This is a genomic window from Magnetospirillum moscoviense (assembly GCF_001650635.1).
Classification (GTDB): domain Bacteria; phylum Pseudomonadota; class Alphaproteobacteria; order Rhodospirillales; family Magnetospirillaceae; genus Magnetospirillum; species Magnetospirillum moscoviense.
This window is the reverse complement of record NZ_LWQU01000104.1, coordinates 134311-160602: the sequence shown is the minus strand read 5'-3', so window position 1 is coordinate 160602 and position 26292 is coordinate 134311. Positions and strand designations below refer to the sequence as shown.

The window sequence follows — 26292 nt, the reverse complement described above, 5'->3', positions numbered from 1 at the left end:
CTAACCTTCCTTCACAACATTCCGCACCAGGGACGACAAAACCTGCTCCTCGCCTTCCCAGGTCAGTGTCGCCGCCAACGCCGCCACCTCGGCGCGCAACGACTGGCGCAAGGCCTGGTCCGATTCGACCAGTTCGCCCAGGGCCTTCTCCAGCGAGTCCCGGTCACGCGGATCGATGCACCAGCCGACCTTGCGGCAACCGATGGTTCCGGTCAACTCGGGCAAATCGGGATAGAGCAGCGGCAACCCGGCCGCCACCGCTTGGAAGAAGCCGTTGGGCAGAATGTAGCGGGTGTTCGAGGAATGTCCCCAATACAGCAGCGCCGAGGCGTCGGCATCGGCGACGAAACCCACCATCCGCTCCGACGCCATCGGGCCGGGAGTGTGCAATCGGCCGGTCAAACCGTAGCGCTCCGCCAAGGCGGCGACCTCGGCCTCGTAGAACGAGCCGACGAAGGCGACGTGCAGATGGGCCGGCAGCGCGGCCAGCGCGGCGGCCAGCGGTTCCAGCGCCTGTCCCGGCTTGCGATGCCCGATCACCGCCACCAGCAGCGCTTCCGGCCCCAGGCCGAGCTGCTGACGCAAGGTCGTGGCCGGCGACTGGCGCAGGCGATCGTCATGGCAATTGCGCAACACCACCGGGCTTACCGACAGCCAGCGGCCAATGGCCTGGGCGACGCCGGCCCCGACGGTGACCACCGCCGCCGCCTCGCGGGCGCAGGCGCGTTCCATCGCCAGCAGGAACGGCACGAAACGCGCGCGCCAAAACGGACTTAATTGCCCGGATTCCCAGACCTCGGGATAGACGTCGTGGGCATCATAGATGAACGGCACCGGGCGACGCAGGCGCCGCAACAGCCACACGGTGGGAAACAATCGGTATTCGTGCAGGTAATAAAGATCGGCCCGGGGCACCCGCCACAACGCCACCAGCGGCAGCACCACGAAATAGCGCACCACGAAGGCCAGGAAGTGCGCCCGCTCGCCCAGCCATTGCCGCCAGGGCGAAACCCGGCCGGCGGCCGGGCGGCGGTCGGCCGGCGGTGCCGCCGAAGCGCGGCTGAAGGTCAGGCCCAGCAGTTCGACCGGCCCATGGTCGCGTCGGCGGCTGGGCTGGGCCTCGGCCACCACCGAGCGCCAACCCAGCCGCGCGAACGAAGCGGCGATCTTGATCGTCCTGGTGTCCCGTTCCATCGCCAGCGGGACCAGGGACACCACGCATTTCATGGCGATCCTCGAAAAAATGGCCCCGAGCGTGGCCCGATCCGCCCCGGCAAGTCAATGGCCCAGAACACTTTTTGCCTTACCCGGAACGACAGCTGTGCTATACCCCGGCCATTCTCATTCCTGACCGCCTGCCGGAGGCCTTTTCATGTCCGATCTTCGCCCGATCCGCCGCGCCTTGTTCTCGGTCTCCGACAAGACCGGCCTGGTCGAGTTCGCCCGCTTCCTGGCCGAACGCGATGTCGAGATCCTGTCGACCGGGGGCACCTGCAAGGCGCTCCGCGATGCCGGCCTGACGGTGGTGGAAGTCGCCGACTATACCGGCTTCCCGGAAATGCTGGACGGCCGGGTCAAGACCCTGCACCCCAAGGTGCATGGCGGCCTGTTGGGCATTCGCGGCAATGCGGAACATGAGGCGGCGATGGCCGAGCACGGCATCAATCCCATCGACCTTTTGGTGGTCAACCTCTATCCGTTCGAGGCGACCGTCGCCAAGGGCGCCGATTACGACACCACCATCGAGAACATCGATATCGGCGGGCCGGCGATGATCCGCGCCGCCTCGAAGAACCACGATTCGGTGGCGGTGGTCGTCGATGTCGAGGATTACCAGCGGGTGATGGAGGAGATGACCGCCCATGCCGGCGCCACCACCTTGGGCCTGCGCAAGCACCTGGCCGCCACCGCCTACGCCCGCACCGGCGCCTATGACGCCGCCATCAGCCAGTGGTTCGCGCGTGAGCTGGGGGACACCTTCCCGCGCCGCGTCGTGGTGGCCGGACAGTTGAAGCAGTCGCTGCGCTATGGCGAGAACCCGCACCAGCAGGCCGCCTTCTACGTCACCGGCGACCAGCGCCCAGGCATCGCCACCGCCCGCCAGTTGCAGGGCAAGGAGCTCAGCTACAACAACCTGAACGACACCGACGCCGCCTTCGAGCTGGCCGCCGAGTTCGAGGCCCCCACCGTCGCCATCATCAAGCACGCCAATCCGTGCGGCGTCGCTTCCGGCCCCGACATCGTGTCGGCCTACAAGGCGGCCTTGGCCTGCGACCCGGTCTCGGCCTTCGGCGGCATCATCGCCATCAACCGCAAGCTGGACGGCGCCACCGCCGAAGAGATCTGCAAGCTGTTCACCGAAGTCGTCATCGCCCCCGAGGCCGACGAGGCCGCGGTGGCCGCCTTCGCCTCCAAGAAGAACCTGCGCCTGCTGGTCACCGGGGGGATGCCCGATCCCACCAGCGCCGGCATGACGCTGCGCGCGGTGTCGGGCGGCTATCTGTTCCAGAACAAGGATAACGGTCGCGTGTCGCTGGACGAATTGAAGGTGGTGACCAAGCGGGCGCCGACCGAGCAGGAAGTGAAAGACCTTTTGTTCGCCTTCCGCGTCTGCAAGCACGTCAAGTCCAACGCCATCATCTATGTCAAGGACGGCTGCACCGTGGGCATCGGCGCCGGCCAGATGAGCCGGGTCGATTCCAGCCGCATCGCCGCCTGGAAGAGCCAGGAAGCGGCGACCGCCGCCGGTCAGGCCCAGCCCCCCGGCACCATCGGTTCGGTGGTGGCGTCGGACGCCTTCTTCCCGTTCGCCGACGGCCTGCTGGCGGCGGCCGCCGCGGGCGCCACGGCGATCATCCAACCCGGTGGCTCGATGCGCGACGCCGAGGTGATCGCCGCGGCCGACGAGAAGGGCCTGGCGATGGTATTCACCGGGATGCGGCACTTCCGGCACTGAGACCGGACCTGCCAGGAAAGCCCTGTCGATGACATGGATGTGACCCACCGGGCCATGTTATTGACCGGGGGGCGCAAGTCCCGGGCTGAACAGATCCGAGCGAAGTTCCCTGGCGAGTTCGTCCCCAAGGCGAGCCAGCGCCCAGGCCCACAGGTGGACACCGTCCGAAAACCAATCGGCACGGGGGTGTGCAGTTCGATCCGCCCAGGCCGCGATATCGACAAGATGCCATCCGTGACGGGCGGCCAGCCCGCGTAGCGCGTTGTTGGTCCCGGCGGTCATGGCCGCCAGTACATAGGGGTTGTCGGTGAAGGCGGGCAGGTGGCCAATAGCCAGCGCCTTGGCCGAAGGCGGCTCGTTGTCGGTGTACAGGCCGGCCAAAGTGGAGATGGCGATCCGGCAACCGCCCTGTTCCAAAGTCACCCCCAGACGTTCGAGATCATCCACGAAAGCCGGACGATAGCCTTGATATCGGCGCACATCGGCATCATCGACCACCGGGCGCTTGGGCCGGTCGCGCAGAGCCTTGTCGGCGGCGGAGCGGTCACTGTCGGCAAGAAACCGGGATACTCGGCGGATCATGCCAGCAAAATGGAAATGCCCCCCCAGCGTGCCGTAACGTCCGTCCTCGGCGAACAGATCGTTCCAGCCGATCATCAGCAGGCAGACATCAGCGCGAATGGCGACAAGGCGCGGACGTTCATGCAGCGCGTTGAGGGTGGAATAGCCCTCGACACCGGCATTGACCCCTTCCATGCGCAAGCCCTCGAGGGCGAGGCTGGCTTCCATCGCCCGCACATAATCCCAGCCCGCGACCCCGAAGGTCACCGAATCTCCAACCGCCAGCAGCCGGGGCATGGTTCTTTCAGCCAGCAGGTCGGGCCCCTTGAAGCCGTCCGAATTGACAACCAACGGCAGACCGAAGCCGATCGACGACGCCTGCTCCAGGAAGCGCGCCCCTTCCTCGCGGCCGCTGGCGCGCTTTATCGCCGCCAGATCACGCGAGTCTGCGTACCATCCGGTCCGCAGCCGCCAGTGCCTCGGGTAGCGATCCGAGGGTTCCTGGTAGGGGTTGAGCTGAAGCCGCGCGTTGACCAGGCGCGCAACGGCTGGAATCTCGCTCCGCTCCAAGGCCGATACAAGCCTGGCCATACCCTCGGCCAGGCCCAGAGTGACGACCGCGATCACAACAATTGCCGCCGTGACCACCGCCGGACGGTTGCGCGATTCCCCCACTGTTCTCACGCCACCCGTCGATTGGCCTTCAATATCTTCATCGCCCCTTTGGCCTTCGAGTAGAATTCGTAGAACGAACGCGTATTGAAGGCGCTCCGCACGATATACCTGGGGCGCAGATAAAAGCGCCGATACGCCCATTTCTGCAACCCGATCAGCGTGTCCAGGTCCATGAACTCGGTCCAGTGATCGACGACGAATCCCCGATGCGGGTTGAGGGCGAATCCCTGCCACCGCCCCGGGGCAACGATACCCTTGGCCACCGCCTGATCGTACATCTCGGTGTTGGGGTACAGCTTGAGGACCGACACCTGCGCATAATCGGGGTCGAGACCAACCAGGAAGTCGATGTTGGCACGGACATCGGCCGGCGATCGTTCGTGCGGCAGACCAATGATGTAGTCGGCCACGGTCAAGATTCCGAGCTCGCGGCACCAGCGGAAGGCATTGCGGACCTTCTCGGTATTGGTTCCCTTCTTGAGAGCCTTCAGGCCTTCGTCGGAACCGGTCTCCACGCCGAAGGAAATCATCCGCAGACCGCTTTGCTTGGCCCGCTTCAGCGAGTCGTAGGTGACGGTATTGACCCGTCCGCGGAACTCCCACTCGATCTTCAGCCCGCGCCGGTCCAACTCGTCGCAGAACTCAATGATTTTCTTCGGGGTGATGTTGAACAGGTCGTCGTAAAAGCGGAATTCCTTGTAGCCCATGGCCAGGCATTCCTCGATTTCATCGACCACCTTTTCATGGGAACGCTGCCGGTAGCGCTTGTAGGGGACGTCGCAGAACGTGCACAGATAGGGACAGCCGCGCGACGACAAGATGGTCGCCATGTCCGCAGTAACGCCCAGAATGCTCTGGTAGCGTAAATGGCGAATCCATTTGCGGCTCACCGGCGGAAGAGCATCGACATCCTCGACATAGGCCGGCGGCACCGAAACACGCGCCAGGAAGCGCTTGTCGCGAAACTGCTGATCCTGCCACTCCGCGATGGATTCCCGGGTGTAGACGCCAAGAATCTTGGTGATGTCCTCATCGGCCTCTAGCGCGTTGACCAGCGCGGTGAACGCGTACTCGCCCTCGCCGACCACGATGGAATCGAATTGCGGAAGTTGGGCCGCCTCGAACGGATAGGCGATGGGATGGTGGCCACCTAAGCAGATATGGGCGTGGGGCACTATTCGGCGGACCGTCTCGGCCACCTTGCAGCAATCCACCAGTGAAATGGTGAAGCTGGTGATACCGACCACATCGGGACGAATGTCCTCGATCAGTTTAGGGATGGCAGCCTGACGGATACCTTGGGCGATGCAATCGATGAAATGCAACTCGTGTCCGCTGGTGTTCTTTTCCAGGTAGGACAGCACATAGAGCATGCCGAGAGGCGGAAACTCACCGAAATCATCGGCCTCCAGAAAAGTACCGTCCTCGCTGTGTGAATCCGGATTCTCGATAACCGTGTTCTCATCCGGAGGATTGATCATCAAAATCTTCATCGATTCCACATCCTTGTCTCGGGGTGCGACGTCATGAATGCCCCTACACCCGAAAGGGAAATACTTGACTTAAATTGTATAGTATTTACCCCCCCCTCCTGTCAATTGACCTCGACCTTCAAGATGCTTTCGGCCAGCGGCCCCGGTGCCGGGGCATCGATCTTGCGGGCGCCGAACAGCACTACGTCGCCCAAGCTGATCGGCACCGCCCACCGGGTCGGCAGAACGGCCCCCACCGGTCGCACGACGGCGCCGAGCGGACCCGGCAGAAGCGCCACGATCTTGTGCCACAGATATTGGATGGTGGTGTAGTGGCGGTAATCCGCGTTGAAGAGTTCGGCAAAACCGGCCCGCAACAGCCAGCGCCGCAGCAACGGACGCGTGAAATAATAAAGATGCATGTCCATCAACCAGGGCCAGCGCCGCCCCATCACCTGGGGAAACAACGCCGCCGCGTCCAGCGTGGAAAAGCACAAGATGCCGTTTTCCTTCAGCAGTCCGTTGGCCTGGGCCAGGAACGCATAGGGCTCCCGCAAATGTTCGAGCACGTCCCACGCGACCACCACGTCGTAGGGAGGAGACAAGGCCTCCCACGCCGTCTCCACGGTTCCCTGGTGAACCTTTGCCCCGGTGCGCTGGACGGCGATGCCCGACGCCCACCGGGATGGCTCGATTCCCTCGACCGACCAGCCCCGGCGAGCCGCGACCTCCAAAAACAAGCCACAATAGGCACCAACCTCCAGCAACCGCCCCTTCGCGCCCAGATGTTGCTCGATGCGGTCGAACAGCCGCTCGAAGGTGATCTCGCGCGCCTTGGCGTTTTGTAGGTACAACGGGTCCTCGACGTCCGCATAGAGATCGTCCAGGTTGGCGGGCTGCGCCTCGGGCGGGACCTGCATCAGGCCGCAATGCAGACACAGCGCCACCTGCGGTTTGCTGGCATGCCCCATGCTTGAGCAGCGATAGGCCTCGGCACCGCCATCACCATCGGTCGATGGCGCGTGATACTGCATCAGGTAGGTCGATCCGCACCCGGAACAGCGGGATTCGATGTTGACGGCGGGAACGGAGGGCCGACCGATCATGCGAGACCCGGCCAGATGCATCAGCTTGGCAATGCCGCGGAAGACCTCGAACTTCGGAATCTTCGACACACCCGAATGGCGGTCACGGAATTGGATGGGCACCTCGGCCACCTGGAAGCCTGCCCGGTGCAGTCGGTAGACCGTCTCCATGAAATATGAATAGCCCCCGGCCTTCAGCTTGGCGCACCGGCGCGAGCGCAGCATATCGACACGGAATGCCCGGAAAGAAGTGGTGAACTCGTGAAGTGGAATACCCAGTAGCAGCCTGGCCAAGGTGTTGGCGGACACACTGATGAACCGACGATAGCCTTCGTAATCGCTGGAACCGCCCGGGGCATAGCGCGAACCGATCACCAGATCCGCCCCTTGCTCCAACTGCTCGAGCAGGGCCGGAATCGACGCCGGGTCGTGGGACAGGTCGGCATCCATAGTGACCAGACGGTCGTAATTGTATTGCACCGCGTAGACCATGCCCAGTTGGTGCGCGGTTCCCAGGCCAAGCTTGGCCGGGCGATGGACCACATGTATGCGGGGATCGGCCTTTGCCAACTCTTCCAGATGGCGCCCGGTCCCATCGGTGGAATTGTCGTCCACCACCAAGACGTCGAACTCCGGACCGGCGGCGAAGATACGCTGCAGCAGGATATCGATGTTCGAGCGCTCATTGTATGTCGCGGTGAACACCAGCGTTCGCTGGCGCTTCTGCGGGCCAGCAGTCTTGTCCTGCGAGTCGGTCATCCCGTGTCACCCTTTCGTTCACATTCGACCAGCCGGTCCACCACTGCATCGACATCCATGGAAGCCACCCAGCCCAGCCGATCACGGGTCTGCGTCACGTCGGCCAGACTGCGGGCGATATTGGTGTGCCGTTCTCGTTCGGGGCGCACGTCCACATGGTCGCGCCAATCGAGTCCGACCGCGGCGAAAACCCGCTCGACGAAGTATTCCAGCGACACGCTACGTCCGGTGGCGATGATCTGATCCGAAGGCGTTTCGGCCCGCACCATGAGATGCATCGCCTCGACAAATTCCGGAGCCCACCCCCAATCCCTTACGGGATAGAGCGGACCGAGCGTCAGCCGCTCCTCGACACCGGCGGCGATGCGCACGGCCCCTGAAATGATTCGCGGCGTCACGAACCCCGCGCGGCGAAGCGGGGATTCATGGCTGAACAAGATCCCGGTCGAGACGTGCAGGCCGTACGCCGCCCTGTAGGTCGCCACCTGCCAAAAGGCGAAGGACTTACTGGTTCCATAGGGACTGAGCGGGGCGAACCGGGTCCGGCAATCGGCCGGAACATCGGTGTTCCCGAAGCATTCGGAAGATCCCGCGAAGAAGGCGTGAACCTTGGGATGGCGGCGCAAGGCTTCGAGAACGGCGACACAGGCACCTGCATTGTCTTGGAACGTGCCGAGCGGATCATCGAATGAGCGGCCCACGGAAGATTGGCCCGACAGCATGTACAATTCGTCGGGGCACAGCCGGTCGAGAACCGCCACGACATGATCGGTCGAATGCGGGTCAAGTCGAACCATGGAGACCCGCGAGCCAATGCCAAGGCGGACCAGATTGTCCGGTAGGCCTTCGGCCGCGCCGCGCGTGGTCCCGACAACGGTGTATCCGAGGCTCAGAAGATGGCGGGCCAAATAGCCGCCGTCCTGGCCGCTCACCCCAACAATTAGCGCCTTACGCGTCGTACTCATTCCCGGTCGATCAAGCAAGCGGTTCCGGCCAGCCCGCTAAGGGCTGCGCAACCTACCACCTCCGCCGCCAGCGGAACAATACCTTCCGCCCCTGACCGTTTGCGCGCGTCGCCACCGCCTCAACTTGACAGTGCCCGGCAAATTCTCTAACACGGCCATTGACTTGAAATCTCTCCTGACTGTCGGCAGGTATGACCCCAACTGCTCTGATCACCGGTATCACCGGCCAAGATGGCGCGTATTTGGCCGAATTGCTTCTGGCCAAGGGATATGTCGTCCATGGTATCAAACGACGCTCGTCATCGTTCAACACCGGACGCATCGATCACCTGTACCATGACCCGCATGAGGCGGGAACACGGCTTTTCCTTCACTATGGCGACCTGACCGACGCCACCAGCCTGATTCGAATCATCCAGGAAACCCAGCCGACCGAGATCTACAACCTGGCAGCACAAAGTCACGTCCAGGTCAGCTTTGAAAGCCCGGAATACACTGCCAATTCGGACGCTCTCGGCACGCTCCGCCTGCTCGAGGCGGTCCGCATCCTGGGCATGACCCGCCATGTCCGCTTCTATCAGGCATCGACATCGGAACTGTTCGGCAAGGTGGCCGAAACGCCGCAACGGGAAACCACGCCGTTCTACCCGCGCTCGCCCTACGGGGCCGCCAAGCTTTACGCCTATTGGATCACCGTCAACTACCGGGAAGCCTATGGCATCCACGCGTCGAACGGCATCCTGTTCAACCACGAGAGCCCGATTCGCGGCGAGACCTTCGTCACCCGCAAGATAACACGTGCGGTCTCGGCCATTCATGGCGGACGGCAGGACGTGCTCTACCTGGGCAATCTGGATGCCATCCGCGACTGGGGCCATGCCCGTGACTATGTCGAGGGTATGTGGCGGATTTTGCAGCAATCGACACCCGACGATTATGTCCTGGCTACCGGCGAGGGCCACAGCGTCCGTGAATTCGTCGAGCGTGCCTTCGCCCATGTGGGCACCGAAATCGTCTGGAGCGGCCACGGCGTCGATGAGTTTGGCCTGGAAAAAGCGACCGGAACCGTGCGCGTCCGCATCGACCCGCGCTATTTCCGCCCGACCGAGGTCGACCTGCTCATCGGTGACGCCACCAAGGCCCGTAATGTTCTGGGCTGGCAATCGACCATCGGCTTCCAAGAACTCGTCACCGAGATGATGGCGGCGGAACTTGGACCTGACGGCATCCGCTAGCGCTGCACACCTTTCGTCGAGTTAGAAGTCAGGGTATTGCAAGGGCGGTCGTTTAGACGGGAGGACCAGCTTGGTTCGGTTTTGGCAACACCCCACTCAGCCGGGCAATGCGGGGCAAGCATAATGTCGAGCCATCTCTCATTGCGCCCCTGGCCCCTGGCCTTGACTCTCGTCGGCATTCTCTACTGCTTTTCTCCGCTGCTTCACGTTCACCCGGTCGAGGGTTACGAGGCACGACTGATCTGGGATACCCTTGAGGGCCTTTCCTACGACAACGACTTGACGACCCGGCGCGCCTTTGTTCAGTCCGTCCTCTTGTTTTTCGCCAACCGCCTGCAAATGCAGCCATGGGATGTCTGGCATGCCAGCATTATTATCATGGCACCGGTGGCGTTCTTGTTCACCTATGGCTTTGTCCGCCATTTCCGCCCCATGAATCTGGGCGGATTCGTGGTGTTGACCCTGGCCATTCCATATTGGCTGATCACCATCCAGTTTCCCAGCGACACCACATTGGGCTATCCATTCGTCGCTGCCGCCTATTTTTTTCTCGTTAAAAGGCGTCTATTTCTGCCGCTCGCGGCGGGATTGCTGATCGTGGCGGCGCGGGCGCGAATGGACGCACTGCCCCTGGCTGCCGTCGCCGTCTTGATCCTGTGGATCGACCGGCCCGACTGGCGCCGATGGTTCGTCGATTCTCTAATTTTCGGCCTATCCTACTTGGTGATCGGTCAGGCCGTTCTCATGGCCCACGGCACCACCTTGCTCGCCTTGCTTCGTAACACGCTATCGCTGTCCCAAGCCATGGAGTTCACCGATTGGCGCACCGACATATGGTCCAAGACCTTTACCTTCAACTTAGTTTTAGTATCACCGTTCATTCTGTTTGAAGCATGGCGCGTCCGACATGAGCCGGCGGCGGTGGGCCGCCGCCTTTTGTGGGTACTGCCCGTACTGATGTATGTTTACCTGTGGCGCAACCTGACCACCAGCCCTCGGTATCTGTGTTACCTAGCACCGTTCCTGATGATCCTGACCTATGATGGGTTCCGGGGGGCGGTGGCATTCCTGCGAGAACGCCTGCCCTTCGCCCGTTGCCCCTGGGTCGTCCCGGCGCTCACCGCCTTCGTCCTGTTCGATCCGACGCTCCATCTGGTGTCGCTGAAAGGAAACTCCGACAACCTCGCCGAGCGCACCCACCGCAACATCGAGAAAATGCTGACCGGCAACTTCAATACCGGTCTGCTGTTCGGCTTCAACGCCTATTATGGTTTCCAATATGATCGCTGCTTCGCGTACGTCGAAGACACGATCGATGGTTTCCTGCGCTCGCCCTATCCGCGGCTGACGATGTTCGTCTGGGGCAACGACACCGAAAACAACGTGCACCAACTGACCGAGGAGCGATTGTTCGCCTGGTCCGGGGTCCGTTTCGGTCCTGAGACGTCGGGTCCGAACCTTCCCTTCAAGGTGGAAAAACTCGCGTTGCGCACCGACGAAACGCCAGAGCTGGAGCAGATCGTCGTGACCTTTACCGCCCAGGACAAGCAGATCGTGCTGTTCAGGCTGACTGGCCCCAATTCCGCCCGGACCATGCACACCATCGAAGGCGAGATGCTGACCAAGTATCTGGCCGAGACCGGGCAGACCTACCGGCCCGATGCCTACTATAAGGTGCTCGGGTTCAACCTCATCACCTCCTACTATCCGGCCTGGCTGGAGAGGGACGGGCATTGCCGGATCCGCGACCCGTTCAACGTGGCCGATTGGGACGGCGGCATCCGGCGCGTATCCACCGCGCCCACGCCTGCCCCGACGTGGCAGGCCATCACCCGTGGCGAGGCCCAGGCCCAGCCGCGCCCCGTGGTGGATGAGACCGGAGCCCCGCTGCCAGTGGCCGCGGGGCAGGCGCTGGCGTCTGTCGAGCCCCCCCGCGACCCCTGGCTGGACACCATTCCCGACTACGAAATGCGCCTGCAGGCCCGCGCCGACGCCATCAACAACAGCCTTATCGGCAGCACTCGCGTCCTTTGGGGGCTCGGCGTCCTGCTGCTGACGGTCGTTCTGTTCCTGGCGCGGTCAGCAAACCGGCTGAACCATGACTTAAGGGTCCTGGGTGGAGGCGCCGCCGACCGCCGACCGGATTGGATCGATCGGCTGCGGATACTCCGGGCCGAATATCGCAAGAGCAGAATCGAGGCGCATCTCGGCTCATCGCATGCAGACCCGACGCTCAAGGCCGAAGCCACCCGGCTTGCCAGCGAGCTTGCCGCATTGAGGGCACGCCATGACGTCTAGTCCTCTGACACGATTGATGTTGGTCCTGGCGCTTTGGGTCCTGCCGGTCACGGGCGGCCAGGCGGGTTCGACCGCCGGCGACACCGGCCGAGCCGCAGAAATGATGCGAGAACGCGCCCATGACAACCAATTGTGGATGAAGGTCAATCCACATTTCCAGCGCCGACTTTACGATACCGTTGCCGCCATCAATACCAAGACCGTCAAACAGCGCCGCATCGGCGGCTTTCTGACGGCAGCGGCCCTGGTGGCGCTGGCTGGGGTGTGGTGGCTGCTGGCACGGGCCCGTCGCCGGGTGCGCGACTTGCGCGTCGCCAGCGCCAGACCATCGTTCGAGGCCGAGATCGCCGAAATCGAGGCCCGTCAGATTGCCTTGTTGAAAGCGGTCCGAGAGCCGAGATGAGCCGGCGTCGATCCCACCCCCCCAAACTGTCGTGTTGCTCCGAAGGCGACGAAGCTTTATCACGATTGGTATTCGTGGATGATGGTCCCGAAGGCGTCTGCCGCTGGCGGCTGACGGGGACATGAAGGCGGAAGAATGGACATTCGTGGCAAACGATTGGTCGTCATTGGCGGCGCCGGACTGATCGGATCACATACCGTCGATCACCTGGTCCGTGAGGATGTCGGCGAGATCGTCATCTTCGACAATTTCGTGCGCGGCCATGCCGAGAACCTGGCGCAAGCACTGCGCGATCCCCGGGTGCGGATTTTCGACGTCGGCGGCGACATTTGCCAATCCGACATCCTGAGGGCCGCACTCGATGGCGCCGACGGCGTTTTTCATTTTGCTGCCCTTTGGCTGTTGCAATGCCATGACTTTCCCCGCGCGGCCTTCGACGTGAACATCCGCGGCACGTTCAACGTGCTCGAGGCCTGCGTAGCCGCCGGGATCAAACGCCTGGTCTATTCGTCCTCGGCGTCGGTGTACGGAGACGCCGTGCGCGAACCCATGGACGAAGACCACCCGTTTGAGAATCGGAACTTCTATGGCGCCACGAAGATCGCCGGCGAAGCCATGCTGCGCGCCTTCGCCAGCCGCTACGGATTGCCGGCTGTCGGATTGCGCTACATGAACGTTTATGGGCCTCGTCAGGACTATCTCGGCGCCTATATCGCCGTGATCATGAAGATGCTCGACGCCATCGACCGCGGCGAAGGTCCGACAATATTCGGCGACGGCAGTGAGGCTTTCGACTTCATCGCGGTCGAGGATTGCGCCACCGCCAATGTCTGCGCCATGCGCGCCGATACAGCCGACCGCTTTTACAATGTCGGCACAGGGGTTCGAACCAGCCTCAAGGAGTTGGCCGAAATCCTGGTCCGGATTACCGGCTGCACCCAACCTGTCCAATTCGCGCCACGCAGCCAGGCGACCCTGGTGCGCAACCGTATCGGCTGCCCCAAGCGAGCCCGAGCCGAAATCGGCTTCAACGCAGCGATCCCACTGGAAGAGGGCTTGGCTCGGTTGATCGCATGGCGGACCGCGCACAAGTCGGACGTGGCGGCTCGGCGCGAGCGGGCGGGAATGAAGTCATGAGACCCGCAGACGCATGCGCCAGGCCCCGGATCCGCAACGGGCGGAGACCGCCCGGATGAAAGTCTGCTTCGTCGTGCCCTATTCCTATACCCTGTTCAATCCCGAAACCAACTTCCCGTTCGGTGGCATGGAGGTTCAGGCCCACATGATCGCCACCACCCTGGCCAAGCGGCCGGGCTTCGATGTGCGATTCGTCGTCTTCAACCACGGGCAGCCGGCACGGCAACTGATTGATGGCATTCAGCTGATCTCATACCCCCGGCAACGGGTGCAACGGAGCGCCGCGAAGCCGATGTGGTCGTTACTGCCGCAGTGGAAGGGCCATGGCCGGGTGATTGCCCTTTCCCACCGGAAATCGACGAGGCCTCTCTATCACGCCATCATGGCGATCCAGGAAGCCATCGACCGTGTCAGAGCGCTGCCGACGGCCATCCGGCTCTATCGACAGTGGGCCAGAACGGAAAACCACCTGGCTTTTCTTGCCAGTCCATATTGTCAATCCCCCTGGCGTATCAGCACGTATCGCCAGATTGACGCGGATATTTTCGTCGGATTCGGCGCAAGCGAATTAATGGCGGAACTGGCTGCTTTCTGTGAGATAACCGACAAACGATTCGTTCTTTTCGGTGCCAGCGACTCGGACTTCGACCCTCAATACATTCCACATTCGAGCATTAGGAACTACTACGGCTGCCGAGCCGGACATTGCCATTTCTGCATCACCACGGCGGACCGGATCATCGTTCAGAACAAGGTGCAGCAGGCGGCGGCCATGGAGTATTTTGGCCGACACTCGCGTGTCATCGTCAATCCGATCAACCTTTCCCTTCGCGGAGGTGACCTTCCGGCCCGGCAGGAGCGCAAGCAGATCCTGTGGATCGGCAAGGCCGACATGGTCAAGCGACCTCTTCTGGCCATCGAGGTTGCCCGGGCCTGCCCCGACCTCGATTTCTTGCTGGTGGTCAACCCCAACCGGCCCGAGGTCGAGGAGCAGCTGGCCAAAGGCAAGCCCGCCAACGTCACCATCATCCCGCACCTGAAACGGCACGATGTGCCCGTCGAGGTCGAGCGCAGCCTGCTGCTGCTGAATACGTCTCGATTCGAGGGATTTCCCAACGTGTTCCTTGAGGCATTCCGCGCCGGCACTCCCGTGGCCTCGCTGGCGGTTGATCCCGACGGCGTGTTGTCGGAGCACGGATGCGGGGTATGCGCCGGAAACGACCTGCAGGCGCTCATCCGTCAAATCAGACACCTGGCCACCGACGTCCAGGCGTGGGAGTCGTGCTCGGCGGCTGCGCTTGCCTATGTGGCCAGCACTCACGACGTCGAACACGTCACCGATCAGGTCATCGAGGTCCTGGAGGATGTGGAGTCCAGCCGGACGACCGCGCGTCCCACTGCCGTCGAACCCCCGTCCCCATTCACTTCGACCTGATCCTGACGCCATGCACCGCCTGCGCCTTCTCGTCTTCCTTTCGCTGTTGATCAGCACCTCGGCCTGGGCCCAGAGGACATGGTCCCCCGAGGAGTTGCGGGAGCTACGTGCCCAGGAGATCGAGCAGTGGCGGCGCGAGATCCCCGACTACCAGATGCGGCTGTATGCCCGCTTGCAGCAGGTCAACCAAGGACAGCTTCAGGTCCAGCGCCTGCTGGTGGGCGGCCTTGTCGTGATCCTTGGCCTGGGATCGGCGGCGTGGTGGATGCTGGGAAGGCGGATCGGACAGCCGCACCAATCCCTGTCCTGGTGGGAACGAGGCAGGACCGCTCATCGCCGATGGCGTCTGACCCGCCGCTTGTCCGACCTGCGGGCAAGAGCACATGCCCAGGGCATACATGACCTTGACGGCGAATTCGATCGTCTTGACCAGCTTATGGCTCCACCCGTCCAGCCGTCGCGGCGGCGACGTTCAGGCATTTTCTGACGAAGGCGCCCATGCTTTTCAACTCCTATGAATTCCTTCTGGGCTTCCTGCCTGCCACCGTGCTGGCGGTGGCGCTCGTGCGGCGCTTCGGTCGTGTCCCGGCGCTCATGGTGCTGGTTTCGTCTTCCTTCGCGTTCTATTACCTCTGGGAACCAGACAATATTCTCCTTCTCGGCGCCTCCGTCCTGTTCAACTACATGGTCGGCAACGCCGTGTTCACCACACGGAGCCGCGCCCTTCTTGGCTTCGGCATCGCCATCAACCTTCTGGCCCTGGCCCATTTCAAGTATCGGGTGTTCTTCGCGACCACCATCGGCCTTCCTTCAGCCGAGGCGTTGGTCATTCCGTTGGGGATTTCGTTCTACACCTTCCATCAAATCAGCTTCCTGGTCGATGTCTACCGAAAGAACGTCTCGCCACGCGGTTTCGCCGAATACCTTCTCTATGTCGCCTTCTTCCCTCAGCTGATCGCCGGTCCGATCGTCCGCTTCACCGAGGTGATCGGCCAATTCAAGGACAGCAGGGCGTTTCGCATCGGTACAACCAACGTGGCCGTGGGCATGACCATGTTCGCCGCCGGCCTGTTCAAGAAGCAGGTGCTGGCCGATACATTCGCCTCGATCGCGTCGCCGGTCTTTCAGATCGCCGACACATCCACCCCGCTCTCTCTCGTCGAGGCATGGACGGGGGTTATCGCCTACACCTTGCAGATCTATTTCGACTTTTCCGGATACTCGGATATGGCTCTTGGCTTGGCGCGCATGTTCGGCGTGCGGCTCCCGGTCAACTTCAACTCACCCTACAAGGCGACAAGCATCATCGATTTCTGGAGGCGCTGGCATATTTCGCTGTCGCGGTTTCTTCGTGACTACCTTTACGTCGCGCTTGGCGGCAACCGGCATGGTCGCTTGCGCCGTTATGTCAACGTCTCTGCCGTGATGCTGTTGGGCGGATTATGGCACGGCGCCAGTTGGACTTTCGTTTTGTGGGGAGGACTGCACGGCGTCATGCTGATGCTCAACCACGCCTGGCGCGACCTGGGAGACACCCGCCTTCGCATTCCGGCCTGGGCGGGATGGGCGCTATCGATGATCGGCGTGATGGTCGCATGGACCTTGTTTCGCGCTGACAGCCTGCATGCTGTGTTGAACATCTGGCAAGGCATGATTGGCATGGGGGACCGCCTGGTTCTGCCCGCATCGTACCGCGAGGCATTGGGTCCGCTGTCCGCGGCGGCCGAGGCGCTGGGATTTCGGTGGACTGAGGGCAACATGGTCGCCCGGGGCTTTCCGACCGGACTCACTTTCGCCTGGCTGGCCATGGGCGTTGCCATCTGCCTGGGGCTACCGAATACTCAGGCCTGGCTGCGCCGCTATCGCCCCGCCTGCAGCCTCGTTTACGGAGACCTGGACGACCGCAGCATCCTTCGCTGGACCGGCTTGACGTTGGCGTGGCGGCCGACCCTGGCCTGGGCGGTGGTCACGATGGTGTTCCTGCTCTACGGACTCTACAATTTCGGGAATACTTCCGAATTCATCTATTGGCAGTTCTAGGACCACACCGTGACGAGTATGCGCCGTTATCTCTGGATCGCCATCGGAGCACCGCTTGTGCTGCTGGCAACGGTTGGCGCAGCGAACCTGCTGTTCATGGCCCGCATCAACGAATTGATGAGCGAAGAGACGGTCCGTGCCCTTTGGGCGAAGGGCAACACCGTATTCAACGCCATGACCATCAATGACCCACGACCCGAAATCATCCGAGCCCTCGATCCAGAGATTTTCGTCATCGGCTCATCCCGCTCGTTCCATCTGCGTGATTATGCGTTCTCGCGCTCGTTCTTCAGCCTGGGAGGGGCTCTCGGCCACTCGGGCTATATCGACCGCGGCATGTTCGAGGAGCGGAGGCGGGCCCTGGCCGACGTCGCCCGTCCACGCTATCTGCTGTTGTTCCTGGATTACTGGTGGTTCATGCGCGCCCCCCCCGGCCCGGCCGAGTCGGCGGGGCCGATCGCCACGCAGAAGCCGGCCAAGGATCGCCCGCGCTGGGGAATCGATCCGACCGCCAACACCATCCGCAGACTGACGCTGCCGACGACCCTGATGAAGTCCGGGTCTCTGACACCATCACGCTACCTGGACGTTCTTCTTGGGCGCGTGAACGCCAATGCCGACGGATTGATCCGCATCGGCTATGGCGCGGCGATGGCCGACACGGGTTTTGGCTCGGACGGCTCCTATTATTACCTATGGCTGGCCAAGACCGACCTGCCGGGACGGGCCTGTGATTTCGCCGCCGACCTGGCCCGTAAGAAAAACCTGCCCCACGGCGCCTATCGGTCGGGCCAATCCATCGACCCTCGCAATATCGAGGCGCTCAAGGACATGATCGCGCGCCTCGAGAAGGATGGAACCCGCGTGGTTCCCATCATTCCGCCCATTTCGCCCGCCATGGCCCGCGCCTATGAACAGGACCCCGGCTTCGCCTATATCGCCGAGTGGCGTGCGACGATGAAGAAGGAGGTGCCGTCGCTGTGGGATTTTCACGACCCTCGCCCCCTGGGATCCAGCGAGTGCGAATTCCTCGACGACATCCATGGTGCCGACGTCACCTATCTGCGCATCCTTCAGAAGATCGGTGAGAGCGACCCCACGTTGCGACCGATTTTGCGAATGGATGAAATCAAGCGCCTTGTCACCCAGTTTACCGGAAGGCAGTTCGTAACGGCCGCCGGCCTTGGCGATCGCCTGCCCAAACCGCCGCCGCCATCTCCCTCCGCCCCAAAGGTGGGACCGACCGAGTCGCGCCCCTCCCCCCCCGGATCACCGGCGGACCATCCTCTCGACCGTTCGGCCATCCTGATGTCGGAGCGCGCCGCCGCCAACGCCGACTTTCTGGCGCGCATGCCCGATTACGACCAGCGCGTCTACCAGCGGGTCCAGACCGCCAAGAACCGCGAACTGACCACCCTGCGCCTCGCCGTTGCCGTCGGCGCTACCGCCTTGATCGTCCTGGCCCTGCTATTGTGGCGGATCACGCGATTGACAAAGCCCCGGCACCTGGGGCCGTCCCCCAACATCCACTCGAACGCGGCCATCACGGAGGTCGAAGAGTCATTGAACCGCCTGGAACGTGACTTGGCCAACCGCCTCGAGAATAAGGTGCCATGACCCAAACGGACACATCCACGATCGCAATTGCCACCCCGGTTGTCGGGTCGGAAGAGCTGGAACTGCTGCGCGACGTCTTGGACAGCGGCTGGCTGACCCAGGGTCCGAAGGTTGCCGAGTTCGAACGCCGATTCGCACGCCGCCACGGTGTTTCCCACGCCATCGCCGTGACATCGTGCACCACCGGACTTCACCTTGCCTTGCTAAGTCTGGGCATCGGCCCCGGGGATGAAGTCATCGTCCCGTCCTTCACCTGGATCGCTTCGGCCAACGCCGTCTTGTATTGTGGGGCCATCCCCATTCTTTGCGACGTCGATCCTGCAACCTTCAACATCGACATCGACGACGCCCTCCGAAAGGTCACCGGCCGGACGCGTGCGGTGGTCGCCGTCCACCTTTTCGGGCTGTGCGCGGACGTGGCCGCCCTGCGGGCCTGCTTGCCCGACCGGGTGGAGATCGTCGAGGATGCGGCCTGCGCGGCCGGCGCCGCCCGCGGGGGACGTGCGGCTGGATCGCTGGGGCGGGTCGGGGTCTTTTCCTTCCATCCGCGCAAGACCATCACCACCGGAGAAGGGGGAATGATCACCACCGACGACGATGACCTTGCCGCCGTCATCCGCCAGTTGCGCAACCACGGCTCCACCCAGTCCGAGGAGGAACGCCACCACGGACCACGCCCTCATCTGCTTCCTGAATTCCCGGTTCTCGGCTACAACTATCGCATGACGGACTTGCAAGGGGCGGTGGGACTGGCCCAATTGGCGCGGCTCGATACCATGCTTGCGGCGCGCAGCCAGTGGGCCGCGTGGTATGGTGAGCATCTGTCCGCCATGAACTGGCTCACCCTGCCTGGGGTTCCGGGCGATTGCCGGCACGGGTGGCAGGCATATGTCACCTTGGTGGATGAATCCAGATCTCCGGCACCTGCGGCCGTGATCATGGATCGACTGGCAGAACAGGGGATTATGACCAGACCAGGTACCCATGCGATCCATAGGCTCGGATATTACCGGCAAAGGTTCGGCTACACCGACAATCAGTTCCCCGGTGCCAGCGCCTGTGCGACCCGGTCTCTGGCGATCCCATTGCACAATCGCATGACCGCCCAGGATTTCATGCGCGTCACCGAAGCCTTGGCGGCGCTCTAGCCATGTGCGGCATCGTCGGCATCTTAAATCTGGACGGCGCCCCGGCCGACAGGACTGTGCTTGCCGCGATGACCGCGACCATCGCCCATCGAGGTCCGGACGGCGGGGCCCAATATGTCGATGGCGCCTTGGGCCTGGGGCACCGCCGTCTGGCGATCATCGACCTTTCAGAGCGATCGAATCAACCGATGACCAGTGCGGACGGGCGATCATGCCTGGTCTACAATGGCGAGATCTATAATTTCACCGCTCTACGCGCCGAACTGGAAGGACTGGGACACCACTTCGTCAGCACGGGCGACACCGAGGTCGTTCTGGCCGCCTTGCGCCAGTGGAAGGCCGCAGCAATCGAACGCTTCAACGGCATGTTCGCGCTGGCCTTTTGGGATGCGGATACGGGCACACTGACGCTGGCCCGCGACCGTTACGGCATAAAGCCTCTCTATTGGACCAAAAGGGGCAATGCCCTGTTGTTTGCGTCCGAAGTGAAGGCATTCCTTCCACATCCCGCCTTTCGCGCCGAAATGGATGTCGAGGCGCTGGCCGAGTATCTGACATTCCAGAATTTCTTCTCGGACCGCATCCTGTTCAAGGGGGTCCATATGTTGCCCGCCGGGACCGTGGCGATCGTCGCCGCTGAACGGTCGGGGGAGGTCGTGCCGCGACGGTATTGGGACTTCCAATTTCAGGAGCCGCTCACCCGCTTGTCGGAAGCCGACTATATCGACCAATTCGACATGCTCTTCCGCCAAGCGGTCCAACGGCAGATGGTATCCGACGTCGAAGTGGGGAGCTTCCTGAGCGGCGGCATGGATACCGGCTCGATCACCGCCTTGGCGACACGCCACGCTCAGGGAATGCGCACGTTCACCATTGGCTTCGACCTGCGTTCGGCCTCGGGCATCGAGCTTAGCTTCGATGAACGACAGGCCGCCGAGTACATGTCGTACCTGTTCAAGACCGAGCATTACGAGATGGTACTCAAGGCCGGCGACATGGAACGGGTGCTGCCCCGGTTGATCTGGCATCTTGAGGAGCCTCGCGTCGGCCAGAGCTACCCCAATTTCTACGCCGCGCGGCTGGCCTCTGCCTTCAACAAGGTTGTTCTGGCTGGAACCGGCGGAGACGAGCTGTTCGGCGGATACCCCTGGCGCTATTACAGAGCCGTCGTCAACAGCGACTTCGAGGATTACGTCGAGAACTATTATCGCTACTGGCAGAGGCTCATCCCTGACGGCTTGCTGGGCGCCGTCATGGCGCCGTCTTGGCCATCCGTCAATCGTGACTTCACCAGAAGCCTGTTCCGCAATGTATTCGGACCCGAGACCAGCAGACTCAGCCGACCTGAAGATTATGTGAACTATTCCTTGTATTTCGAGGCGAAGACTTTCCTTCACGGCCTGCTGACCGTCGAGGACAAGCTCAGCATGGCACACGGCGTCGAGATTCGCGTCCCGTTCCTCGACAATGACTTGGTGGACTTCGCCACCCGCCTGCCCGTCGGGATGAAGCTTGGCCAATTGGGCCAAGTCGTCGGCTTCAACGAGAACGAGAGCGGCAACAAGTCGGAACGGTATTTCAGCCGCACCCAGGATGGCAAACTGCTGTTGCGCAAGGCCATGTCGCGTTATGTGCCGGAATCGGTCACTTCCGCGAACAAACAGGGCTTCTCGGGGCCAGACGCCAGCTGGTTCAAGGGCGAGAGCATCGATTTCGTCAAAGAAACCTTGATCCAAGGCAACGCCATGATCTACGACTACCTGGACCGTGGCAGCGTCCAGGAGCTGATCTTGGATCACCTCCATGGGCGCATCAACCGTCGGCTGCTGATCTGGTCGCTGCTTAGCTTGGAATTCTGGTGTCAGATTTTTCTTGGCGGCGGCCATTCGGCCGGTGCATACCATCGCCCCACCACCCCGAACCGATGATGACCATGAGCCAAGACCTTTTTAAGGGTAACGCCACCAAGATCGAGATGTCGCGCTATATCGATCTGGACATCTACCATGCGGTAGAGCGGACTCATCCGTTCTATGTGGAGATGACCGACGCGATTCACGACGTTCTCGTCCGTCTTGGCCTCGAGCGGCGACAGGCTCGTGCGTGGGAGTTTGGTGCCGGCACCGGCCTGGCAACCGAGGAGTTGCTGCGCTATCCGAACCTTTCGGTGGATGCCGTCGATTTGGACCAGGAATGCTGCCGCATTCTTGAAGACCACATGCAGGCGAAGGGCGGCCACCATGTCCGCGTCTTTTGCGACGATGCCCTGACCCACGGCGAAGTCGGAGCCTACGATCTCGCTTTGTCGGTGTTCGCCCACGACCACATCCCGAGCTCCTTGGCCGGCGCCCTGGTCAGAAACATCCGCAAGAACCTGAAGGCCGGCGGGCATTATGTGATGGGCGGCGAATTCCTGCCCCATTACGAGACCGAGGACCAATGGCGGCGGGCGCTTTACACTTATCACGGCTTCATCGTCGACCACGCCCTGCGCAACGAACATTTCGAGGTCGCCCAAATCGAGATCAGCGCCCTGCGCTCCGGTTTGTACCGCATCGGTGACTTCAAGCGTCATGAGGCCCTGTTCGAGGCGGAAATGCTGGCCGATGGGTTCCGCCTGGACAGCAAGATCAAGATCGGGCCGCTAGAGTCCGACGATGTCGGCGGTGTCTTCGTTTATGTCTTCGAGGCCATTTAAACATGGGCGCGGCGGCCCCTGACCTGCATGACTCGGTTTTGATCAACCCCCCGTTGTCAAGCCCCCTCCACCCCCAGCTCAATCTCCCCCTGCTCAAGGGGCATTTGGCCGCGCACGGATTCTCTGCCCGTGTCATCGACGCCAACATCCAGTTTTTCCATCGATTTCTCGGCCCCGGCCAGCCCCGCCTGACCCGCCAGGAATGTGACGAGAACCCCATCACCATCCTGAGTTACTACAACGACCTGGAGCGGGCTCTGCTGGAGAAGTCGCGCGCCTTCGACGGGCTGCATGTGGGCCTGCGGTCGCTGGCGATGAAGTGGAACCGGCTTCACTTCGGCGGCGTCCTTGCCAGCCTGGAGGATCGTGACGCCAATCCGTTCATCACCTTCTTCGAGGATCTGGTCCGGGCCGAGGTCTTGCCGGCCCAACCGCGCATCGTCGGAATCGCCGTCACCTTCCAGGACCAGATCGTTCCCTCTTTCACGCTGGCCGCAGTGCTGCGGCGGCTAATGCCGTCGGCGGTGATCGTGCTGGGCGGCCAGATCATCACCCGCTGCTACGACAGCATGGTGGAAAGCGCCGAGCTGGCCCGCTACTACGACTATCTGGCCCTGTGGGACGGGGAATTGCCGCTGCTGGCCATCCATCGCAAGGTGTTACGGGGCGACGGGGCGGCGGACCTGACCAACGTGATCGAGGCCTCGACCCGTTCGGTGGAATCGGTCTCGCGGACAGGGGCCTCGCTAGCCCCCACCGACATCCCCAAGGCGGACTTCTCGGATATCGATTTCGGCCAGTACCTGTTCCCCGAATTCCTGGTTCCGCTTCAGACGACGCGCGGCTGCTACGCCAACTGCGCCTTCTGCGCCATTCCATTCGGCTCGAACCGCTACCGCGTGCGCGAGGTCGAAAAGCTGCTGGACGAAATTGCCGACATCCAGAACCAGACCCTCGCCCGTCACGGCCATGCGGCGACATACTTCAAGTTCATGGAGGACACCTCCTCGCCATCCCTGCTGCTGGAGTTCGCTGAGCAGGTGGAACGGCGCGGACTGGACATCAAGTGGGAGACCTTCGCCCGACTCGAGAAGGCTTTCACGAAACCCGGTTTCATGGAGCAGCTGTTCCGCGGCGGATGCCGCAAGATCCATTGGGGCCTGGAAACCAATGATCCGGCCATTCTCAAGGATATGAACAAGAAGACTGACATGTCCCACACCGACGAGGTGCTGCGACTGTCGGGCGAGGCGGGCGTCCTCAATTTCTGCTTCATCCTGATTGGCTTTCCCGGCGAAACCGAGGAACAGCGCCAGGCGCTGACCCGCTACATCGTCGAGAATCCCCACATCCACACCCTGACCATCGCCACCTTCGACTTGACGCGAAAGTCGCCGATGGAAATCAGTTTCTCACCCGACAACCCCTATGGCCTCGACTGCGTCCCGGCCCAGGATTTCCAGGTGCGTCTGCCCTATACCGTCGATGGCCAGGACTGGAAGCCAACCATCGTTCCCGCCGCCCATCGAATGATGATCGAAATCGTCCGCAGCCGACCCGATATCGGTTTCGTCACGCTGTTCCCCGATCAGATCCGGTCCATGTTCTGCGACAAGTACGGCAACGCCTGGGGCCGGCATTTCGTCGAGCGCTATGGCGAGGACAACATCCGAGACATGCTCCTCAACACCGAGGCCTATGTGAAGACGTTCGAAAGCAAGGCCGAGATCGACGTGGCGACGCTGCCTGAGCCGCTCAAGCGCGAGCACTTTCGCACCAAGGAGGACATGGCACTGCTGGCCCAGGCGGTCCTGCGGCGGCGCGACTACGAAACCAGACGGATCGAGCAGGTGTGACATGATCTCGCTGGCCGACTATCTTCGTGAACTGCAAGACATCAGCACAGAAACAAATCAAGCCGATTGGTATGCCGACCTGCAGGCCGGCGTCGAATCGGGGCGCGCTTGGCTTGATTCTCTAAACGCCGAGCAATGGACCCAGGCCCGCGCCATCCTCGCTGATCTGATCAGAACCGAAGAGTTGAAGGCTTGGTACGGCGAGCCGGACGGCGACTCGCTGTTCCAGGGAACGTCCGTCAGCTCGCTGACCGTCGGAGCCGAACTGACCGACCCCTTGGTGCTGAACGGCATCGAGGACCTGGAAGAAGCCATCGTACGCGAATACATCGCCCGCCATCATCAGGTCGAGCCGCAGGTGAAGGCGGCGATCCTGGAGGATACCAGCGCCTGGCGCTCGGAAGGGGTGTTCTACGGGGTGGTCCTGGGATCGAAGATGCTGTCCCAGGCCTTCGACCTGACCATGGACGAGGACCATGCGGTGTTCCGGGTCGGCGACGTCATGGTCGATCCGCACGAAATCACCTCGTACCCGGCCGAAATTCGGCGGGAGTACTTTCTGCGCTCGCGCGAGCGCATCCAATGCTTCACCGGCTTGGACGACCTGACCCAGACGGAACTGGAAACCAGTCTGGTCCTGGCCGACATCAGCAAGCCCCGCATCGAACGCTATCATCGGCGGCTAATGCTGGCCCCCATCCGCTGCAACGAGATTGCCGCCGTGCTGTCGCGCCGGCTGACCCGTCGCATCGCCGAAGCCAGCGGCGGCACCATCCGTCCGCGGTCGCTGATGGTTACCATCTACGACACCGACACGCCCTACACCTACCATCAGGTGACCGGCTATTATGGCCGCCCCCTGTCACCGGTGCTGCCGGGCCTGACCGTGCTGGGCACCAGCGGCACCTGCAACGCCTTCCGCTGGCTCTACGCCTATCGCACCAGCCTGGTGGCGCAAAAGATGATGAAAAGCTCGCTGTATTCAGAAACCGCGCGACGGTTCGTGCCCTTCGTGTTCTTCGGCGTGCTGGTGGAACGCGACGCCGAAATCCTGCTCGACTTGAACCGGCTGTCGATCTTGCGCTATCGCGGCAACGTTTCGCCCTACATGGAATTTTGCTATCTCGCCAACCGAATCCGCGAATATTTGAACGCCACCCAACCCGCACCGTTTCCAGGCGAAGTCGAACTGAGGTGTCGCTGATGTGTACTGTGCTGGTGCTGCGTGACCTTGGCCTCCTTACAAAGAACCGCGACAAGGAAATCCCCGAGGTCGAAGACATCGTGCGGACCGCCGACTTGGTCGCCATCCGCTCCAGGGGCCTGACCTACTTCAGCGCGGCGGTCAACCGCCACGGCGTCGCCTTCGTCAGCACCGCCGTCAATTCGCCCGAGTGGACGCGCGCTGTCGAAGACGGAAAGTCCGACCTGTCCAGGGCAGTGATGGCGGAGGAACGCCGGGGCCTGATCAGCCCGACCGGCTTCCTGTCCGGGAGCTTCGCCGACCTGGCCTCGGCCGAGGCGGCGGCTTCTGTCCTGGCACACGCCGCCGAGCCGACCTGGATGGGCTACAACCTTATCTTGATGGACAAAGATCAGGCCTTTGTGATCGAGACGCACAAGACTGCGACCCATCGCCGGTCGCTGGCGGTGCGCGACGCAGTCACCAATCATTTCGTCGCGCTCGACCACGGCGCCAAATGTCACGCCGACTATCCCAGCAGCTTCGACCGTCTCGACTACGCCCGCGAACAGTTGCCGCTCATCAACGACCTGGACATGGTCCAGGCGGCGCTGCGGCCCCAGGACGCACGGCGCGAACGCATCTGGCGCACTGGCGCGTTCTCGACGATATCGTCGGCGATTATCGATCTTCGGACACGCACCATCCACCATGCCGATGGGGTGGACGCGCCTTATCGCGCCTATTCCCTGGCTTAACCGGAATGGTT

Annotated in this window: 20 protein-coding genes; 15 read left to right on the top strand and 5 right to left on the bottom strand. The window is 62.3% G+C overall.

The features are described from left to right. Nucleotides 1-1227: a glycosyltransferase gene (locus tag A6A05_RS05385; RefSeq protein ID WP_068498221.1), complete on the bottom strand. Its 1227-nt coding sequence runs from the start codon at nucleotides 1225-1227 to the stop codon at nucleotides 1-3. 145 nt (nucleotides 1228-1372) lie between these two features. On the opposite strand from A6A05_RS05385, the gene purH reads away from it, so the two are divergent. Next, nucleotides 1373-2956: a bifunctional phosphoribosylaminoimidazolecarboxamide formyltransferase/IMP cyclohydrolase gene (gene purH / locus A6A05_RS05380; RefSeq protein WP_068498219.1), complete on the top strand. Its 1584-nt coding sequence runs from the start codon at nucleotides 1373-1375 to the stop codon at nucleotides 2954-2956. A gap of 57 nt (nucleotides 2957-3013) precedes the next feature. Here the strand turns inward: purH and A6A05_RS05375 are convergent, their stop codons facing one another. The 4 genes from A6A05_RS05375 to A6A05_RS05360 form a co-directional block, all read right to left on the bottom strand. After that, a complete protein-coding gene (locus tag A6A05_RS05375) occupies nucleotides 3014-4144 on the bottom strand; it encodes an SGNH/GDSL hydrolase family protein (protein WP_068498217.1) in 1131 nt (376 codons plus the stop codon). 53 nt (nucleotides 4145-4197) lie between these two features. Further along, the gene (locus A6A05_RS05370) at nucleotides 4198-5685 is read right to left on the bottom strand and encodes a B12-binding domain-containing radical SAM protein (protein WP_156520919.1); all 1488 of its coding nucleotides are present in this window, start codon (nucleotides 5683-5685) and stop codon (nucleotides 4198-4200) included. Nucleotides 5686-5786: 101 nt separating this feature from the next. Beyond that, nucleotides 5787-7508, bottom strand: coding sequence for a glycosyltransferase (locus A6A05_RS05365; protein ID WP_068498214.1), 1722 nt, complete (start codon nucleotides 7506-7508; stop codon nucleotides 5787-5789). Beyond that, nucleotides 7505-8473, bottom strand: coding sequence for a GDP-mannose 4,6-dehydratase (locus A6A05_RS05360; RefSeq protein WP_068498213.1), 969 nt, complete (start codon nucleotides 8471-8473; stop codon nucleotides 7505-7507). The genes A6A05_RS05365 and A6A05_RS05360 overlap by 4 nt, the downstream gene beginning before the upstream one ends. Before the next feature lie 191 nt (nucleotides 8474-8664). Between A6A05_RS05360 and gmd the strand changes: the two genes are divergently transcribed. The 14 genes from gmd to A6A05_RS21240 all read left to right on the top strand — a co-directional run bounded on the left by gmd (nucleotide 8665) and on the right by A6A05_RS21240 (nucleotide 26281). Beyond that, the gene (gmd, locus tag A6A05_RS05355) at nucleotides 8665-9708 is read left to right on the top strand and encodes a GDP-mannose 4,6-dehydratase (RefSeq protein WP_068498211.1); all 1044 of its coding nucleotides are present in this window, start codon (nucleotides 8665-8667) and stop codon (nucleotides 9706-9708) included. 123 nt (nucleotides 9709-9831) lie between these two features. Then, the gene (locus A6A05_RS05350) at nucleotides 9832-12006 is read left to right on the top strand and encodes a hypothetical protein (RefSeq protein ID WP_156520918.1); all 2175 of its coding nucleotides are present in this window, start codon (nucleotides 9832-9834) and stop codon (nucleotides 12004-12006) included. After that, nucleotides 11996-12409: a hypothetical protein gene (locus A6A05_RS05345; RefSeq protein ID WP_156520917.1), complete on the top strand. Its 414-nt coding sequence runs from the start codon at nucleotides 11996-11998 to the stop codon at nucleotides 12407-12409. The genes A6A05_RS05350 and A6A05_RS05345 overlap by 11 nt, the downstream gene beginning before the upstream one ends. 135 nt (nucleotides 12410-12544) lie before the next feature. After that, nucleotides 12545-13546: an NAD-dependent epimerase/dehydratase family protein gene (locus A6A05_RS05340; protein WP_068498206.1), complete on the top strand. Its 1002-nt coding sequence runs from the start codon at nucleotides 12545-12547 to the stop codon at nucleotides 13544-13546. 13 nt (nucleotides 13547-13559) lie between these two features. Next, nucleotides 13560-14981: a glycosyltransferase family 4 protein gene (locus A6A05_RS05335; RefSeq protein WP_068498204.1), complete on the top strand. Its 1422-nt coding sequence runs from the start codon at nucleotides 13560-13562 to the stop codon at nucleotides 14979-14981. A 10-nt stretch (nucleotides 14982-14991) separates the two neighbouring features. Further along, complete coding sequence (locus tag A6A05_RS05330) at nucleotides 14992-15468, top strand: hypothetical protein (protein ID WP_068498203.1); 477 nt, start codon at nucleotides 14992-14994, stop codon at nucleotides 15466-15468. Nucleotides 15469-15479: 11 nt separating this feature from the next. Beyond that, the gene (locus tag A6A05_RS05325; protein WP_068498200.1) at nucleotides 15480-17021 is read left to right on the top strand and encodes an MBOAT family O-acyltransferase; all 1542 of its coding nucleotides are present in this window, start codon (nucleotides 15480-15482) and stop codon (nucleotides 17019-17021) included. Nucleotides 17022-17039: 18 nt separating this feature from the next. Beyond that, entirely contained in the window at nucleotides 17040-18638 is a 1599-nt protein-coding gene (locus A6A05_RS05320; RefSeq protein WP_068498198.1) for a hypothetical protein, read from the top strand. Further along, nucleotides 18635-19786 (top strand): DegT/DnrJ/EryC1/StrS family aminotransferase, encoded by a 1152-nt coding sequence (locus A6A05_RS05315; protein ID WP_068498196.1) that lies wholly within the window; start codon nucleotides 18635-18637, stop codon nucleotides 19784-19786. The genes A6A05_RS05320 and A6A05_RS05315 overlap by 4 nt, the downstream gene beginning before the upstream one ends. A 2-nt stretch (nucleotides 19787-19788) precedes the next feature. Continuing rightward, nucleotides 19789-21714, top strand: coding sequence for an asparagine synthase (glutamine-hydrolyzing) (gene asnB / locus A6A05_RS05310; RefSeq protein ID WP_068498194.1), 1926 nt, complete (start codon nucleotides 19789-19791; stop codon nucleotides 21712-21714). Between the two features lie 5 nt (nucleotides 21715-21719). Beyond that, nucleotides 21720-22484, top strand: coding sequence for a class I SAM-dependent methyltransferase (locus A6A05_RS05305; RefSeq protein WP_172822198.1), 765 nt, complete (start codon nucleotides 21720-21722; stop codon nucleotides 22482-22484). Nucleotides 22485-22588: 104 nt separating this feature from the next. Continuing rightward, nucleotides 22589-24340, top strand: coding sequence for a B12-binding domain-containing radical SAM protein (locus tag A6A05_RS05300; protein WP_068498190.1), 1752 nt, complete (start codon nucleotides 22589-22591; stop codon nucleotides 24338-24340). Nucleotide 24341: 1 nt separating this feature from the next. Beyond that, entirely contained in the window at nucleotides 24342-25544 is a 1203-nt protein-coding gene (locus tag A6A05_RS05295; RefSeq protein ID WP_068498188.1) for a hypothetical protein, read from the top strand. Beyond that, nucleotides 25544-26281 carry a C45 family peptidase gene (locus tag A6A05_RS21240; protein ID WP_216635754.1) on the top strand — a complete coding sequence of 246 codons (738 nt, stop codon included), beginning with the start codon at nucleotides 25544-25546 and terminating at the stop codon, nucleotides 26279-26281. Before A6A05_RS05295 ends, A6A05_RS21240 begins: the two co-directional genes overlap by 1 nt. Nucleotides 26282-26292: the final 11 nt, after the last annotated feature.